This window comes from Pedobacter roseus, from assembly GCF_014395225.1.
Taxonomy (GTDB): Bacteria; Bacteroidota; Bacteroidia; order Sphingobacteriales; family Sphingobacteriaceae; genus Pedobacter; species Pedobacter roseus.
In genome coordinates, this window is the sequence record NZ_CP060723.1 from 3,900,472 (window position 1) to 3,916,921 (window position 16,450).

Genomic DNA, 16,450 nt, shown 5'->3' on the forward strand with positions numbered 1-16,450 from the left:
TTAAGAAGCAGCGGAGATTATTCTCCGCTGTTTTTGTTTGATAAATTTCGACTTAAATTAATTTGTACCTTCGCCAGGGTTTAAAAATTACTTTATTATGCGCTCCATTAAGTTTAACATCATTACCCTTTTAACCATACTCAGTTTAACTACTTTTGCCCAAACAAAAGTGGTTTCCAACGCTTATAATTTTGGTATTATTTTAAAAATCGAAAAATTTGCTGGCAGGGATTTTCGATATTCTTTGGAATTAAAGTCGACCGAAACAGACTCGCTTAAAAAAATTTTCATCCAAACAAGGCAGGTTATTAACGATGATGAATGGCTTGATAACAACTTAGCGAAAGATGTGACTAAAGATACCTTGTGGCATTCTTTAAAAATCAGCAGTAAAATAAATCCAAAAGCTAAGGAAATTTGGCTCTATGCCAATTTTGAAGGTAATGGAAATTTTTTCGTAGATAATTTAAAATTCGAAATCAAAACCGAAAGTGGAGACTGGGAAGAGTTTCCTATAAAAAACGCAGACTTTGAAAATAATGGAAATGATCCATTAAAAGGTTTCCGAACCAATGCAAATATACCGGCCGGCACTACTATAGGCTTGCGGAATAGAACAGATTCAATTGGAGGAAAAGCGTTACTGATTAAAACAACAAAAGCTTCTGTCATTCTGAAAACCAACTACGGAAACAACAAACGTGTAGGAAGATATAGCAATATCAATGGCATAAAAATCTACTACGAAACTTACGGTACTGGCGAACCTTTATTGTTGCTGCACGGTAATGGCCAGTCTATTGTAGATTTTAACAAACAAATACCCGAATTAGCCAAGCATTATCATGTTATTGCCGTTGATACCCGAGCACATGGTAAGAGCATCGATAATGATTCCTCTAAATTAAGTTACGATATTTTTGCTTCTGACATGAAGATTCTTTTAGATTCACTAAACCTTAAAAAAGTAAATATTTTAGGGTGGAGTGATGGAGGAAATACAGGATTGATTATGGCAATTAAATATCCTGAATATGTTGGAAAGTTGATTGTAATGGGTGCAAATCTAAATCCAACAGAAAATGCAGTTGAAAAAAGCATGCTAAATCGATTAAAAAAAGATTTAAAAATGCTTCAGCAAAAAAATGATGCAGAATCAAAGCAAATGATAAGATTGCTTTCGATGTTATCTACAGAACCCAACATTAAGGTTGAAGAGTTACACAAAATTGCTTCGAAAACGCTGGTGTTGGCAGGAGAACGGGATGTGATTAGAGCTGAACATACCAAGCTTATTGCAGATAATATCAAAAATTCAAAGCTGATTATTTTTAAAAAAGAAACCCACATGGTACCCGAAGAAAATGCATCTCTTTTTAATAAAACTGTAATCGATTTTTTAAAAGAACCCGAAACAAAAAATTGATACTAAATCTTTGTCAGCAAAAGGATTTATTCTCCGCTGTTTTTGTTTTGTACTGGCCTGTTGAATAAATTTTAATATTTTTGCTAAGCATGCTACAAAAACTTTCTATTCGTAATTACGCATTAATTGATAGTCTTGATATCGAATTTGATAAAGGCTTAAATATCATTACAGGTGAAACCGGTGCCGGTAAATCCATCATATTGGGTGCATTATCGCTAATCTTAGGTCAGCGGGCAGAAAGCAAATACTTTTTTAACCAGGATAAAAAATGTGTTATTGAGGGCAGTTTTGTATTGGGAGATGAAAACCTGAAAGAACTTTTTGAAGAAAATGACCTGGATTTTTCGAACGAAAGCCTTTTACGCCGGGAAATATCCATCGATGGCAAAACCAGATCGTTTATTAACGATACGCCTGTTAATCTATCTATCCTGAAACAGATCGGCGAAAAACTGATCGATATCCATTCGCAGCATGCCACACAGGAAATTAATGATGCCGATTTTCAATTATTGATTGTTGATTCATTAGCCAATCATCAGCCTCTCCTACTTAATTACCGTAGCGGATTTAAAAAACTTAAACAGGATACTTCCTTGTTAAAAAAATTAACCGCCGAAGCCGACGAAGCCCGTAATAAACAGGATTACGAACAATTTTTGTTTAATGAACTCGAGCAGGCAAAATTACAGGAAGGCGAACAGGAAGAACTGGAACAAGAACTGGAGCGCTTAACATACGCCGAAACCATTAAACGGGCGTTACTTACCGCTTCAGGATTAATTAACGAAAGCGAACCTTCGGCCCTTCAGATTTTAAAAGAGGCTTCGTTACAGTTACAGGGTATAGAAAAATTCGATCCGGCAATTAATGTACTTTACGAACGTTTACGCTCATCGATCATTGAAATAAAAGACATCACCGATGAGGTTTCTGCAATAGAAGAAAATACTTTGCACAGTGCCGATCGTTTGGAAATTGTAAACCAAAGGTTAGATCTGTTTTATTCACTTCAACAAAAACACAGGCTTGCCAATAATACAGAACTGTTAGCGTTTCAAAAACAACTGGAAGAAAACCTGAATAAGCTATTGACCTCTGATGAGCACATCGAAAAATTACAGCTGGAAATCGATCAGCTTAAAAAAGAATTATTTAAACAAGCCGGTCAATTAAGCGCTAACCGTAAAAAAGCAATCAAGGTGGTAGAAGAGCAAACCAGTTCTACACTGAAAAAGGTGGGTATGCTTAATGCCAAACTGGTACTTGATCAAAAAGCATTACTTGAACTGAATAAAGATGGGTTGGACGAAATTAACCTGCTTTTTACAGCAAATGCCGGTCAGGCCCCTGCCCCTGTAAATAAAGTAGCATCAGGTGGAGAATTATCGCGTTTAATGCTTGCTATAAAAGCCCTGCTGGCTAAACATACATCCTTACCAACCATTATTTTTGATGAGATTGATACCGGAATTTCGGGCGAAACGGCTTTAAAAGTTGGGGAGGTAATTGCAGACCTGGGCAAGAATATGCAGGTAATTTCGATTACACACCTGCCACAGATTGCCGCCAAAGGAACATCACACTACTTTGTACATAAAAATGAGGATAAAGGGAAAACCACTACCGGAATCCGCAAACTTAAACAGGAAGAACGCATTGGTGTAATTGCCGAAATGTTAAGTGGCAAAAACCCGGGCGCGTCGGCGATTGAAAATGCGAAAGAATTATTGGGTTAATTTATCATCCTAATGCCCCACATGGTCTGTATCCTCACAGACTATTTCGGGTTTTATTGAAATTACTGTTAAGTAATATTTCTTTTGCACTTTTAATAAACTAATAAATTAGTTTATATTTATATAATGAAATCCTTATTACTTATATTGCTATTATTTATTGGTAAATTTTGTTTGGCCCAGCAAAGTTATGTCCTTTCGGGCATGGTTAAAGATAAACATGGCGAGGCTTTACCCGGAGCTGGCGTATATGTAAGCGGTTATAAAATTGCTACAGTAACAGATAATAATGGCAAATATGCCCTTCCCTTAAAACCAGGAAACTACGACATTTTAGTACAATTAATTGGCTACAAAGCTTTAAATAAAAACGTAGTGCTTGCTGATAAAGCTGTAAAACTAGATTTTACCCTCGAAGAAAGCATCACCCAATTGGCCGAAGTAACCATTAAACCCGATCCGAACAGGGAACATTATATTGCCATGTTTAAGGGCTATTTTATTGGCACCACCCCCAATGCAGAACAATGTAAGCTCATCAATCCTAACGTATTAATTATCGATTATGATAAAGAGGAACATAAACTCACGGTAAAAACCACCGAATTTCTAATTGTAGAAAACAAGGCGCTTGGATACCGCATTAAATACCTGCTGAATAATTTTGAATACGATAGCAAAACAAGAATCATCTATTATGAAGGTTTTCCGTATTATGAAGATTTAAAAGGATCAGCACGGCGGAAGAAAATCTGGGACCAAAAAAGAATTACCGCTTATCAGGGATCACCACAGCATTTTTTTAGATCCATTTATCACCATCGCGCCACCGAAGAGGGCTTTATCATTAATAAACTGATGACAAAATCAAATCCGGATAAACCCTCTGACAGTATGATTAACGCCAACATTAAACGTTTAACAAAAGTACAAACAGGTTTAACCAGGCCGTTAACCATTACCATGGGAGATTCATTAAGCTATTGGATACAAAAGAAAAACCTGCCAGGGGGAATTTCTATTTTAAGCCGCGCTCCGGTAACGCAGGATACGCTGGTGCATGTAGAGAATCAAAGTATTAAAAGTTTCAACTTTACTGATCAACTTTATGTGATTTACACCAAAGAAAGGGAAGATCCTACTTATGCCAACCGGATCGGCCTGTCTATTGCCAGACCCTTAGATATGCCCGATTACCAGATTTCGACCATCTCATTACAGGTTGTTCCGGTATATTTTTACGAAAACGGCTCTATTTACAACCCGCGTTCTATGCTTTATGCAGGTTACTGGGGCTGGGAAAAAATTGCCGATAGTGTACCGATGGATTATTTGCCGCCAGCCAATGTAGAAGGGAAAAATTAAAAAAATTCAATACGGTCCAAAGAAGTATAGCATGTTATAGCGCACAGTTTTTTTAATATTTTTTTGAAAAGCAAATGCAGTTCTCTTCGGTTCAAACAGTCCCGCCCTTCATTACAAATCCTCGCCCTTATGCTTCGGGCTGTGGGTTTTACACTGCGGTCGGGTTTAGCTGGCAAGGCTGGTCATACTATTGAGGGTTTTAAAACTATGCAGCACCTACCTTTGTAAATAAACCTGACAGAGCGGGCAGCCCACAGTGAAGCGCAGCGTAACGAGGACTACAAGCGATGGCGGGGCTGCTATAGCCATGGAAAACTGACTGTCCGTTTCCAAATCGAAAGGGAGCTTACTTTTTAATTAATTTTCTTCAAATATCGTTCGCTGTGTTACCATTGAAAGAGTCCTCTAGAGAGGTCGGCAGCAATGACGATAACTTGAAGGACAAAATAACGTTTACCATCAAATGTTAAATTTGTTAAAAATCTTTTGCGTTTTTAATAAATATTGAGCCTTTTAATTACATTCGTCTCTATGATTAAAAGCCTTTTAGTAGCCCTTATGCTAATCATTCTGGGTACTAATGTCAATGCTCAAAATACTTTCTCAATTAGTGGTCTGGTTCGGGATCAAAAAGATGGTTTACCTGGCGCAAGCATTTATTTAAGTGGTTATAAAATTGCAACCGTTGCCGATAACGACGGACGGTTTAAACTTTCCAACCTAAAACCCGGCAGTTACGATATCCTTGTGCAACTGGTTGGCTACCTCCCCTACTCTAAAAGTGTAATCATTTCTGATAAATCGGTACAGGTAGAATTGGTTTTAAAAGAAAACGTTGCACAGCTTGATGAGGTGGTGATCAGGGCCGATCCTAACCGGCAAAAATACATTAACCAGTTTAAAGAATTTTTTATCGGCAAAACGCCAAATGCAACACAATGCAAAATCTTAAATCCGCAGGTTTTAAATGTAGATTATGATATAACCAAAAGTACATTAACGGTTTCTACGACCGAATTTTTGGTGGTCGAAAACAAAGCTCTGGGCTACCGCCTTAAATACATGCTCGATCATTTTGAATACAATTCGAGAACCCATATTATCTATTACTCTGGTCACCCGTTTTTTGAAGAGTTAAAAGCTTCGGCAGCTAAAAAGAAAAAATACATTGCCGCCCGTGAAGTGGCCTATTATGGTTCTTCGCAACATTTTTTCCGTTCACTTTATGCCAATAAAACAAAGGAAGAAGGTTTTATCATTAATAAAATGATCAAAATCCCCAACCCAAACCGTTATCCACAATACATCATCAATACCAATTTAGAAAAGATTAAAGCCGTACCCGAAAAAACCGGCATCAGGCAAACTAAAGGAAAAATAGATACAGCTTTATTTTCCTTTTGGACCAAGCAACAGGAAATGCCAAAAACCATCGATAAATTTTCGAGAGCGGATGTGCTTACGGATACTTTAGTACACTACTTTAACCAGAATTTAAAATACATCAGTTATACCGATGCCTTGCTGATCCAATATACCAAAGAGAAAGAATCGCTGGCTTACTCTAAAACCGGCTTCTGGATTTTCAGGCCTTTAGATGTCCCCGAAAATGAAATCTCTGTTGCCAATTTAACCGGCGAAGGTGTCCGTTTTTACGAGAATGGTGGTATTTATGACTCACGTTCGCTACTATTCGAAGGTTATTGGGCTTACGAAAAAGTGGCCGATATGGTGCCAATGGATTATATACCGCTACCAAAGAAGGAATAATGGATGCAGGAAGATGTGATTTAAACTAAAATTGTTGAAAAGTAACTTTTCCTGACACTTAAAATTACTAAAAATATTAGTAATTTTAATTTATGATTGGCGAAGAAGAAAAACAGTATTTTAAAGGACGGGGCGCTCAGGTTAATCCACACAATAAGTTTTTAAAAGATGTTTACATCAAAGAACATAACGAAGGGATAGACGATTGGGAAGAAAGCGACCGCAAAACTTCCTTTATTTTCGAAAATTCAAAAACCATCGTAAATAAGGTTGATAGTCCGGATGTGGGAATGGCCTATTCGCTTAATCCCTATCAGGGCTGCGAACATGGCTGTACTTATTGTTATGCCCGCAACTCTCACCAATATTGGGGCTACAGTGCAGGTATCGAATTTGAAAGAAAAATCATTGTAAAAAAAGACGCACCTGAACTTTTTAAAAAATTTTTGGAGAAAAAAGGTTGGGATGCTACGACCATTTCACTCTCGGGCAATACTGACTGCTATCAACCAGCCGAAAGGAAATTTAAACTCACCCGTCAACTACTCGAAATCGCGCTGGCTTATAAACAGCCCATCGGTATGATTACCAAAAACTCTTTAATCCTCCGCGATCAGGACATTTTACAGGAAATGGCTAAATTAAACCTCTGTATGGTTTATGTTTCCATCAATAGTTTAAATGAAGACATGCGCCAGGTAATGGAGCCGCGTACCACCACTGCCAAACAGCGCTTAAAGGTGGTAGAGGAATTGAGTAAAGCCGGCATACCCATGGGCGTAATGGTTGCACCACTCGTACCTGGCCTAAGCGACCATGAAATTCCAAAAATTTTAAAAGCCGTAGCCAATGCCGGTGCTATTAAAGCGGGTTATACCGTAGTACGGTTAAACGGAGCCATTGGCCAAATATTTGAAGATTGGCTTAGAAAAAATTTCCCCGATCGCTTTGATAAAGTCTGGCATTCGATTCAGAGTTGCCATGGAGGTAATGTAAATGACAGCCGTTTTGGCGACCGAATGCGCGGTGATGGCAATATTTCTCAGATGATCAGGGATAACTTCAGACTACACTGCCGCTTAAACGGCTTAAATGTAAAAGACATTATTTTAGATCACACTTTGTTCAAAATTCCCAGTAACCAGGTGAGTCTGTTTTAAAATTCGGGGAGAAAAATCCCCAGCGCTCAGGACCCTTATCCAATTAGTTGGCGGCGACTTGTTATCGGGAGATCAGAGCTATTGATTTGTAATCCACACCAGAACAATCATAATATTAGATTCTTATCCAAATTTGTAATCCACCTCGATTAAACTTAGTTTTAGCCTTATGAATATTGCATTAATAACCTACCTTGACAAAGGTGCTTACGATACCACTACCGTAGAAAGTGAAGATGATAAACTTTTACATTTTTTAAAAGATAAAGGATTAAATATTGAAAAAATCATCTGGAATGATCAAAATGTAAATTGGGAAAATTATTCACATGCCATTTTAAAATCGCCATGGGATTATTTTGACCTCATTGAAGATTTTTATGCCTGGCTCGACCTTTTAGAAGCTAAAAAAGTGAAATTGCTTAACCCTATTGAGGTAGTAAGGTGGAACTCAAATAAAAAATATCTACAGGAGATTGAAGCTGCCGGCTTAAAAATTATACCCAGCGCCTTTATCAATAAGCAGGAAAATGTAACGCTTAAACACTTCTTTGAAAAATTTAACACTAATAAATTAATTGTGAAGCCCTGTATTAGTGGTGGCGCCAAAAATACTTTCAAAGTAACAGCAGAAAATGTTGAAGAAGTAAACCAAAAACTAGATCAGCTCATCCAAAACGAAGACTTTATTATTCAACCATTTTTACCAGAAATCCTGGAAAGTGGAGAATGGTCTTTCATTTTCTTTAACGGCATTTACAGTCATTCGTTGATTAAACAGGCCAAACCTGGCGATTTCAGGGTTCAGCCGGCGCACGGTGGTACTGTTCACCCACAATATCCCGATGCCGAATTAATTGCAATGGCCCAACAATATGTTAACTCATTCGCTAAAAACTGTCTCTATGCGAGGGTTGACGGTACTTTTGTAAAAGGAGAATTTTTATTAATGGAGCTGGAATTGATAGAGCCATTTTTGTTCTTAAATACAGATCCTCAAAATTATGAGAAGTATTATAAAGCTTTAACGGGGTTGATTTAAGGTTTAGCATCTTCGTCATTCTCGCGAATGCGGGAATCTTAAAGCGCATTAAGATTCCCACCTGCGTAGGAATGACGCATCTTTTTAGGATCTGTTAATGGTAAACAAAGTCGGGATGACGATTGCCAGGATTTATTTTATTTCGCTGCAAAAACCTGCACCCAATATTTATCGGTTTTCGCCGCGCCCATTTCTTTAAAAGAGGCAGTCATGATATTTTTGCAATGCTCTTCACTCTTAATCCAATCGTTAAAAACCTGTGCTTCCGTGGTTTGTCCAAAGGCTACATTCTCTCCCACTGATGTCCAGTTGTAACCGGTAGCTTTTACACGGGCACCTGCGCTTTCACCATTGGCAGAAATATGAGTAAGTGTTGCTATAGATGCAACATACTTACCATGGCTAATGGCAGCAGCACCCAAATTGATATTCCAGGTTAAGGCTCCAACCGGGGGCATAACAGTTGTACCACAATTGCAACCTGCCAAACGGGTATCGTTCACCAATTTTAGTAAGGCGTCGTTATTGATATTGGTTGCGGTAGAAAGTACCAGGGGATCAGTTGTTGCTGGTGTAGCGTCAGCTCCTTTTTTACAGGATAAAGCACAGCATAGTGCTATGCATGCCAATGGGATGGTAATAAATTTCATTAATAGGGGATAGTTTAAGGAAAGGTACAATGATTTTCTTTAAAAAAAATAATTTCCATCCATCTTTTTCGTACTCCAAAAACAACTACAAATTTTAATGCTAATTAATTAATCGCTAAAACAAAAAACTCCCGATTTTCATCGGGAGTTTCTTATTTATTTACTTGAAGAATCTTCTTCTTGTTTCGGCTCTTCTTTTTTCTTCTCACCTTTTTTGTGGTTGATCGAAATCAGCTCGGTAGTTTTATCGTAATCAATTTCTAAAACATCTCCTTCGGTTAATTCACCTTTAAGGATCTCTTCAGCAATTGGATCTTCTAAATATTTCTGGATCGCTCTTTTTAAAGGGCGTGCACCAAAATTACTATCGAAACCTTTATCTGCAATGTATTCTTTAGCATTTTCAGTTAATGCGATTTCATAACCAAGAGTATGAACCCGACCGAATAATGCTTTTAACTCGATATCGATAATCCTAAAGATTTCTTCTTTACCTAGGCTGTTAAATACCACTACATCATCAACACGGTTTAAGAACTCAGGTGCAAAAGCACGTTTTAAAGCACTTTCGATTACACCACGGCTGTGAGAATCGGCCTGGTTTGTTTTTGCTGAAGTAGAAAAACCAACACCCTGACCAAAATCTTTTAGCTGACGGGCACCAATGTTTGAAGTCATGATGATGATCGTATTTCTAAAATCAACTTTACGTCCTAAACTATCGGTTAACTGTCCTTCATCCAATACCTGTAATAAAATATTAAATACATCAGGGTGAGCTTTTTCAATCTCATCCAGTAAGATTACCGCATAAGGTTTTCTTCTTACTTTTTCAGTTAACTGCCCACCTTCTTCGTAACCTACGTATCCCGGAGGCGCTCCCACTAAACGTGATACCGCGAATTTCTCCATGTATTCACTCATGTCGATCTGGATCAATGAATCGTCGCTATCGAACATGAAACGGGCCAGTTCTTTTGCCAATTCTGTTTTACCTACTCCGGTTGGACCTAAGAAAATAAATGAACCGATTGGTTTTTTAGGATCTTTTAATCCAGCTCTTGTACGTTGGATGGCTTTCGTTAATTTTTTGATCGCATCATCCTGACCGATAATTTTCTCGGCTACTTTATCGTACATATTCAACAGTTTTGCACTGTCTGTTTGTCCAACACGTTGTACCGGGATACCAGTCATCATCGAAACTACCTCTGCTACGTTATCTTCTGATACTTCGTAACGTTTGGTTTTGGTTTCAGCTTCCCACTCTGCTTTAGCTTTATCTAATTCTTCAATTAAATTTTTCTCTGTATCGCGAAGTTTTGCAGCTTCTTCATATTTCTGGCTACGTACAACTTTGTTTTTCTCTAATTTGATATCTTCGATTTTCGCCTCTATATCGATAATGTTCTGTGGAACATGGATATTGGTCAGGTGAACACGAGATCCTGCCTCGTCTAAAGCATCAATCGCTTTATCTGGTAAGAAACGGTCAGAAATGTAACGCGATGTTAAAGTAACGCATGCTAAAATAGCTTCGTCGGTATAAGTTACACCGTGGTGTTCTTCATACTTATCTTTAATACGGGTTAAAATCTCTACAGTTTCATCCGGTGTAGCAGGCTCAACCATCACTTTCTGGAAACGACGGTCTAAAGCGCCATCTTTCTCAATGTACTGACGGTATTCATCTAAAGTTGTTGCACCGATACATTGAATTTCGCCCCTTGCCAAAGCAGGTTTGAACATGTTTGAGGCGTCTAACGAACCTGATGCGCCACCCGCACCAACAATGGTATGGATCTCATCAATGAACAAAATTACGTCTGTAGATTTTTCAAGCTCGTTCATCACGGCTTTCATACGCTCTTCGAACTGGCCACGGTATTTTGTACCAGCCACAAGCGATGCTAAATCTAACGTAACTACACGTTTGCCAAACAGCACACGCGAAACTTTACGTTGTACAATGCGTAAGGCCAAACCTTCAGCAATTGCCGATTTACCAACACCTGGCTCTCCGATTAAAATCGGGTTATTCTTTTTTCTGCGGGATAAAATCTGCGATACACGCTCAATTTCTTTCTCGCGGCCTACAATAGGGTCTAAACGACCTTCTTCTGCAGCCTTGGTTAAATCACGACCGAAATTATCTAAAACCGGAGTTTTAGATTTTATATCTGAAACCTTTTTAGGTGTACTAAAGCTTTCTTCTTCACGATAATCGTCATCGCCTCCTGTAGAAGCGCTGTTTGAGATATCATCTCTGAAACCATTTTTATTCACTTCAACCTCCTGTTTAAAAACATCATAAGTAACACCATATTGTAATAAGATCTGTGAGGCGATGTTATCATCATCTCTCAAAACCGATAACAACAAATGTTCGGTGCCGATTAAATCGCTTTTAAATATTTTAGCTTCTAAATAAGTGATTTTTAAAACTTTTTCTGCCTGTTTTGTTAATGGAATATTGCCTAAGTTTACTGTAACACTCGAAGTACCGCGAACGGCATCTTCAATTGAGCGGCGCAATTTACCGGTATCAACCCCTAACGATCGTAAAATTTTTATAGCCATGCCATCCCCTTCGCGGATGAGGCCCAATAATAAATGCTCGGTTCCGATGTAATCATGCCCTAAGCGGAGCGCTTCCTCCCTACTAAAAGAGATTACATCTTTAACCTGTGGTGAAAATTTTGCTTCCATAATACCTTTCTTAACAGCTACGTCCCTAAACTATAAAATAATTTATAAAAAGCGACTGTACCATTTTGTTTATTTTATCAACAATTGCGCCATACGGGTGGATAAAAGGCAGTAAACATATCCCCCAACCTAAAAAATACGGTATGAATATCGTTTTGATAAATATATATCTATCTACGTAATAACTGTTTTATAGGTTTTAAAAGGGGATTTTTTATGTGATCTCCCTTCTAAATATCATTTTGTCGGTTTATTGTAAGGATTTTTTCGATTCGATCAACTGACAATTTGTTGCTTTTTGTAAAGGCAATTTACAAGTTTTGACAGAAAAACAAAAAGAACGTGACATCATTTAACAATTTAACCAGACAATTATCAATAATAATGAATATCTATTACTGAATACCATATTATCAGTACGAAAATAACTGTTGATAGGTTGTTTTTGTTTTATAAAAACGATGGTAATTGCTTCAATAAGATGGAGGAAGAAAAAGATGGAAGATGTAATATGGATGATGGACTCGGATTCGCGATGAGACTTAATTTTTTTAACTGCTTAATGTTATAATAAAAATAAATAATTGGCTAAAGATTTATCACCATTAAGAAGTTAAGGGCATTAAGAAAAAGATGGAAAATGTAAAATGGATGATGGACTCGGATTCGCGATGAGCCTTAATTTTCTTAACTGCTTAATGTTATAATAAAAATAAATAATTGGCTAAAGATTTATCACCATTAAGAAGTTAAGGACATTAAGAAAAAGATGGAAAATGGATGAGGGAATCGGATTCGTGATGAGCCTTAATTTTCTTAACTGCTTTAATGTTAGAATAAAAATGAATAATTGGCTAAAGATTTATCACCATTAAGAAGTTAAGGACATTAAGAGAAAGATGGAAAAAAATGGAAGATGGAAAATGGATGATGGAATCGGATTCGCGATGAAAACCTTAACATTATTAACTTCTTAATTTTGAAATGAGATCGATTGCGCTTAACGTTTTGCGCCACACCCTAAGCGCCATTATAAAAACTGCTCAAAAACTGTAATGGTATATCAGACGGGGCTGTTTGATTACAATACTCCATGATTTCGTTTAAATTAAAGTGGCCCGATACGGATTGAAAAGTTTCATCGTCCGAATCTTCAAAACCCATGCTCCAACCGCTAAAAATGCATTGATCATACTTTCCGATCTGTAGCAAAACAACCGACTCATGCCGGCTATCAGTCATTATTTTTTTATAAAGCTTACGCACAGTCCTTTCGTCACCTTCTAACAACTGCATAAATCTGCCTTTACTTTTGGTAATGGGCTGACCTTTCACATGTAATAAGATCCCGCTAATACCATTTTGTTGGTTAAAATCCCTGCTTTGATTAAGTAAAACCTTGATCATTTCTGCATCAAAGGCCTTACTTTCTACACTGCTGTAAATTAAATAGAATATTGGTGTTATATTTTTATTGTCTGGTTCCATAAGGCTATTAATATAATAATTATCAATTAATGTTTTTGATAAAAAAGCTGACTAATATGCTATTATTTTATTGGAAGCAACACATTAACAGCCAATTAAAATTAACATCTGATTACGCAAAATATTGATACACCGCAGCAAAATTTAATAATCATACTAAACATATTTTAAACTGTCAATGATCATAACCAAATAAAAACACCGTAAATTATTCGGTATAAAAATCTGAATGTGCTTTCTTGCCGTATATGTAATCAAATCCATAAAACCGGATCAGGCAGATGGCGTCTCTTACTCAAAGACTTTTAATCATATTCATTCTCATCATCGCTTTTGCGGGAAGAATTGCGGTATCAGCCATTGCCAGCCAGAAATCTTCTCAGGTGATAGTTAAAGAAAACATGGGCAAATCAGAAAAACCGGATAGTGGTGAGAATGATGAGCAGATGGAAGAAAAAATGAAATTGGAAGACCTCATTGTGCATGGTTTAACAAACATTGATTTTATGAGCATAGCCAGCACTAAAACTAAATTGTTTGCTGGTAATTATCAACTCCTTAATTGCACCCTAAAAACCTTAGAGTACCCTCCTAAATAAGGCTATCGAAGCCTAAAATTCACAATTTTCTTAATTAAACATTAAACTACATGATTAAAACTAAACATTTAATCATAGTGGCCCTATTGGCTATTATGACCCCTATTCTATTTTCTGCATGTAAGAAAGACAGAAATAACGATCCGGAACAAGAAACCCTTACTCCTGGCCCTGATGTTAATTTTTATGCGCTTACAGCGGATAGCAAATTATTATTGATCAATGCAAAAAATCCGAATTCAATCACCTCACAGGTAACAATTTCGGGTCTGCAGGCCGGAGAAACCATTTTAGGAATCGATTTTCGTCCTGCTACTGGTCAACTTTATGGCATAGGCAGCACCAGCCGTTTATATGTAATTGATCCAAAAACCGGAACTGCGAGGTCTATCTCGGCGGCTCCATTTACGCCTGCCCTTAGCGGAACTTCGGTAGGTTTTGATTTTAATCCTACAGTAGATCGCATCCGCCTGGTTACTTCATCAGGCCAAAACCTGCGTTTAAACCCTGAAACAGGAACTGTAGCTGCTACCGATGGCACCATAAATGGCGTAACCAACGCTAAAGTAGCATCGGTTGCCTATACTCAAAATAAAGCCGGGGCAAGTACCACCGTCCTTTTTGATATCGATATTGCAAATGATAAACTGCATAAACAAGATCCGCCAAATGACGGAAAACTGGTTGAGGTTGGAAGTCTTGGTTTTGATGCGGAAGAGATTGGCGGCTTCGATATTAACCCTGATGGCACCGCAGCATTAGCGGCATTAACTGTTGGGGGTAAATCTGGTTTATATGCCATTGATTTAAATTCGGGAAAAGCAGCTAAAATAAGTAATGTAGACCAACAGATTACCGGGCTTGCTATCCCTACCGAACCTGTTGCTTATGCCGTATCGAATAATAATGAATTGGTGATCTTCAATCCAGTGGCTGCATCACCTGCATTGGTTCTTAAAGCCATTACAGGTATACAGGCAGGAGAAAGCATTTTAGGTATCGATTTCCGCCCGGTAAACGGACAACTTTATGCCGTTGGAAGCACCAGTAGAGTTTATACCATTAACGCTTCTTCAGGTGCTGCCGTAATGGTTGGAACCGGACCTTTAGCTACTTTATTAACAGCCACACAAATCGGATTTGATTTTAATCCAGTGGCAGACAGGATTAGAATAGTAGGTAACAACGGGCAAAATTTCAGGATAGTACCAACTGATGCTACCCTGGTTGTAGACACCCCTATTTCGCTGGGTACAGCAACAATTTCCGGTGCTGCGTATACAAACAATTTTACTGGTGCAACTTCAACCGTATTGTTCGACGTAGATTCTACAACAGACCGTTTATATAAACAAGATCCACCAAATGCAGGAACATTGGTTGACGTAGGTGCGTTAGGGGTTAATATTGAAGCGAACAGTGGTTTTGATATTGGCGGTACCAGTGGCCTGGCTTATGGTATATTTACAGTAGGTGGTGTGCAAAAATTATATAGTGTAAATTTAACTACAGGCGCAGCCACCGCAGGCGCTACCATTAGTACAGCCGTACGTGGTTTTACACTGGGCTTAGGTTTTTAAGCTACCCAGCTCCCATTCATTTATAAAAAGCAAAAGCCTTTCAATCCTGAAAGGCTTTTGCTTTAACTAATGTTTACGGTTTCTACTAAGAATTAATCCGCTTTGGTAAAAGTAAAACTTTAGTAAATAGCGCTATGTTCTGATTCACTTTATGAGCAAATGATGATAATTACATTAAAACAGGATTAGAATGGTTTAATTATTTATCCAAACCGGTTAACTGACGATCAAAATTGATGTATTTATCTTCTGATTTGAGGAAATCAATGACACCGCTTACCAGACAGCTCTTTAATTGTCCTGTTTTTTATACTTATTTCACCCTCGTTGGTACTTAATAAGTCCGGTTTCGAACTTATTTCACCCTCGTTGGTACTAAATAAGCTCGGTTTCGAACTTATTTCACCCTCGCTGGTACTTAATAAGCTCGGTTTCGAACTTATTTCACCCTCGTTGGTACTTAATAAGCTCGATTTTGAACTTATTTCACCCTCGTTGGTACTTAATAAGCTCGGTTTCGAACTTATTTCACCCTCGTTGATACTTAATAAGCTCGGTTTCGAACTTATCTTATCTTCTTTAGTATTAATTCCACATAAAATCATACCATTCTACTTAGTTCATAATTAGTTAGCACTATAGCCCGGCATAAAGTATCAAACCGCTTATTAAACAAAGTTATTTAATGCTTCTTCAGCTTTATTAAAAAAGAATTGATCAATCTCTTAATTATTTCATTTCCCATGTAAAATTTCAATCGTTAGAACTGCTCTACAATCAAGATAAACGACTATAACGTAATATTAAAACCACACAAGCCGTATAATAATTTTACATTAGTATAGATAAGGCTTCAGAATTAAGCTATTGAGCACCAATACTTTATATACTGAAACGTAAAACTATGCGCTTTGGCCAT

At 37.6% G+C, this 16,450-nt stretch carries 11 protein-coding genes; 8 read left to right on the forward strand and 3 right to left on the reverse strand.

Going from position 1 to position 16,450, the window contains the following annotated elements:
* Positions 1–97: 97 nt before the first annotated feature.
* The 6 genes from H9L23_RS15955 to H9L23_RS15980 all read left to right on the forward strand — a co-directional run bounded on the left by H9L23_RS15955 (position 98) and on the right by H9L23_RS15980 (position 8,505).
* Complete coding sequence (locus H9L23_RS15955) at positions 98–1,426, forward strand: alpha/beta fold hydrolase (RefSeq protein ID WP_187591339.1); 1,329 nt, start codon at positions 98–100, stop codon at positions 1,424–1,426.
* An 89-nt stretch (positions 1,427–1,515) separates the two neighbouring features.
* Positions 1,516–3,168, forward strand: a complete 1,653-nt coding sequence (recN, locus tag H9L23_RS15960) for a DNA repair protein RecN (protein WP_187591340.1) — start codon at positions 1,516–1,518, stop codon at positions 3,166–3,168.
* A 126-nt stretch (positions 3,169–3,294) separates the two neighbouring features.
* On the forward strand, positions 3,295–4,533 hold the full coding sequence (locus H9L23_RS15965; protein WP_187591341.1) for a carboxypeptidase-like regulatory domain-containing protein: 1,239 nt from the start codon (positions 3,295–3,297) through the stop codon (positions 4,531–4,533).
* 531 nt (positions 4,534–5,064) lie between these two features.
* Positions 5,065–6,303, forward strand: coding sequence for a carboxypeptidase-like regulatory domain-containing protein (locus H9L23_RS15970; protein WP_187591342.1), 1,239 nt, complete (start codon positions 5,065–5,067; stop codon positions 6,301–6,303).
* 92 nt (positions 6,304–6,395) lie between these two features.
* Positions 6,396–7,463 carry a PA0069 family radical SAM protein gene (locus H9L23_RS15975; RefSeq protein ID WP_187591343.1) on the forward strand — a complete coding sequence of 356 codons (1,068 nt, stop codon included), beginning with the start codon at positions 6,396–6,398 and terminating at the stop codon, positions 7,461–7,463.
* A gap of 169 nt (positions 7,464–7,632) precedes the next feature.
* Positions 7,633–8,505: an ATP-grasp domain-containing protein gene (locus H9L23_RS15980; RefSeq protein WP_187591344.1), complete on the forward strand. Its 873-nt coding sequence runs from the start codon at positions 7,633–7,635 to the stop codon at positions 8,503–8,505.
* Between the two features lie 137 nt (positions 8,506–8,642).
* On the opposite strand, the gene H9L23_RS15985 is transcribed toward H9L23_RS15980, so the two are convergent.
* The 3 genes from H9L23_RS15985 to H9L23_RS15995 form a co-directional block, all read right to left on the reverse strand.
* Positions 8,643–9,155 (reverse strand): CAP domain-containing protein, encoded by a 513-nt coding sequence (locus tag H9L23_RS15985; protein WP_187591345.1) that lies wholly within the window; start codon positions 9,153–9,155, stop codon positions 8,643–8,645.
* Between the two features lie 156 nt (positions 9,156–9,311).
* Entirely contained in the window at positions 9,312–11,864 is a 2,553-nt protein-coding gene (locus tag H9L23_RS15990) for an ATP-dependent Clp protease ATP-binding subunit (RefSeq protein WP_187591346.1), read from the reverse strand.
* 1,020 nt (positions 11,865–12,884) lie between these two features.
* Positions 12,885–13,352: a BLUF domain-containing protein gene (locus H9L23_RS15995; RefSeq protein ID WP_187591347.1), complete on the reverse strand. Its 468-nt coding sequence runs from the start codon at positions 13,350–13,352 to the stop codon at positions 12,885–12,887.
* Between the two features lie 281 nt (positions 13,353–13,633).
* Here H9L23_RS15995 and H9L23_RS16000 point away from each other — a divergent pair, with 281 nt between their 5' ends.
* Both H9L23_RS16000 and H9L23_RS16005 read left to right on the forward strand, forming a co-directional pair.
* The gene (locus H9L23_RS16000) at positions 13,634–13,951 is read left to right on the forward strand and encodes a hypothetical protein (RefSeq protein ID WP_187591348.1); all 318 of its coding nucleotides are present in this window, start codon (positions 13,634–13,636) and stop codon (positions 13,949–13,951) included.
* 50 nt (positions 13,952–14,001) lie between these two features.
* The gene (locus H9L23_RS16005) at positions 14,002–15,531 is read left to right on the forward strand and encodes a DUF4394 domain-containing protein (protein WP_187591349.1); all 1,530 of its coding nucleotides are present in this window, start codon (positions 14,002–14,004) and stop codon (positions 15,529–15,531) included.
* Positions 15,532–16,450: the final 919 nt, after the last annotated feature.

Coding starts and splice junctions, on each gene's coding strand:
- recN (WP_187591340.1), top strand. CDS start 1,516: ATGCTACAAAAACTTTCTATTCGTAATTACGCATTAATTGATAGTCTT.
- H9L23_RS16000 (WP_187591348.1), top strand. CDS start 13,634: ATGGCGTCTCTTACTCAAAGACTTTTAATCATATTCATTCTCATCATC.
- H9L23_RS15990 (WP_187591346.1), bottom strand. CDS start 11,864: ATGGAAGCAAAATTTTCACCACAGGTTAAAGATGTAATCTCTTTTAGT.
- H9L23_RS15970 (WP_187591342.1), top strand. CDS start 5,065: ATGATTAAAAGCCTTTTAGTAGCCCTTATGCTAATCATTCTGGGTACT.
- H9L23_RS16005 (WP_187591349.1), top strand. CDS start 14,002: ATGATTAAAACTAAACATTTAATCATAGTGGCCCTATTGGCTATTATG.
- H9L23_RS15980 (WP_187591344.1), top strand. CDS start 7,633: ATGAATATTGCATTAATAACCTACCTTGACAAAGGTGCTTACGATACC.
- H9L23_RS15955 (WP_187591339.1), top strand. CDS start 98: ATGCGCTCCATTAAGTTTAACATCATTACCCTTTTAACCATACTCAGT.
- H9L23_RS15995 (WP_187591347.1), bottom strand. CDS start 13,352: ATGGAACCAGACAATAAAAATATAACACCAATATTCTATTTAATTTAC.
- H9L23_RS15965 (WP_187591341.1), top strand. CDS start 3,295: ATGAAATCCTTATTACTTATATTGCTATTATTTATTGGTAAATTTTGT.
- H9L23_RS15975 (WP_187591343.1), top strand. CDS start 6,396: ATGATTGGCGAAGAAGAAAAACAGTATTTTAAAGGACGGGGCGCTCAG.
- H9L23_RS15985 (WP_187591345.1), bottom strand. CDS start 9,155: ATGAAATTTATTACCATCCCATTGGCATGCATAGCACTATGCTGTGCT.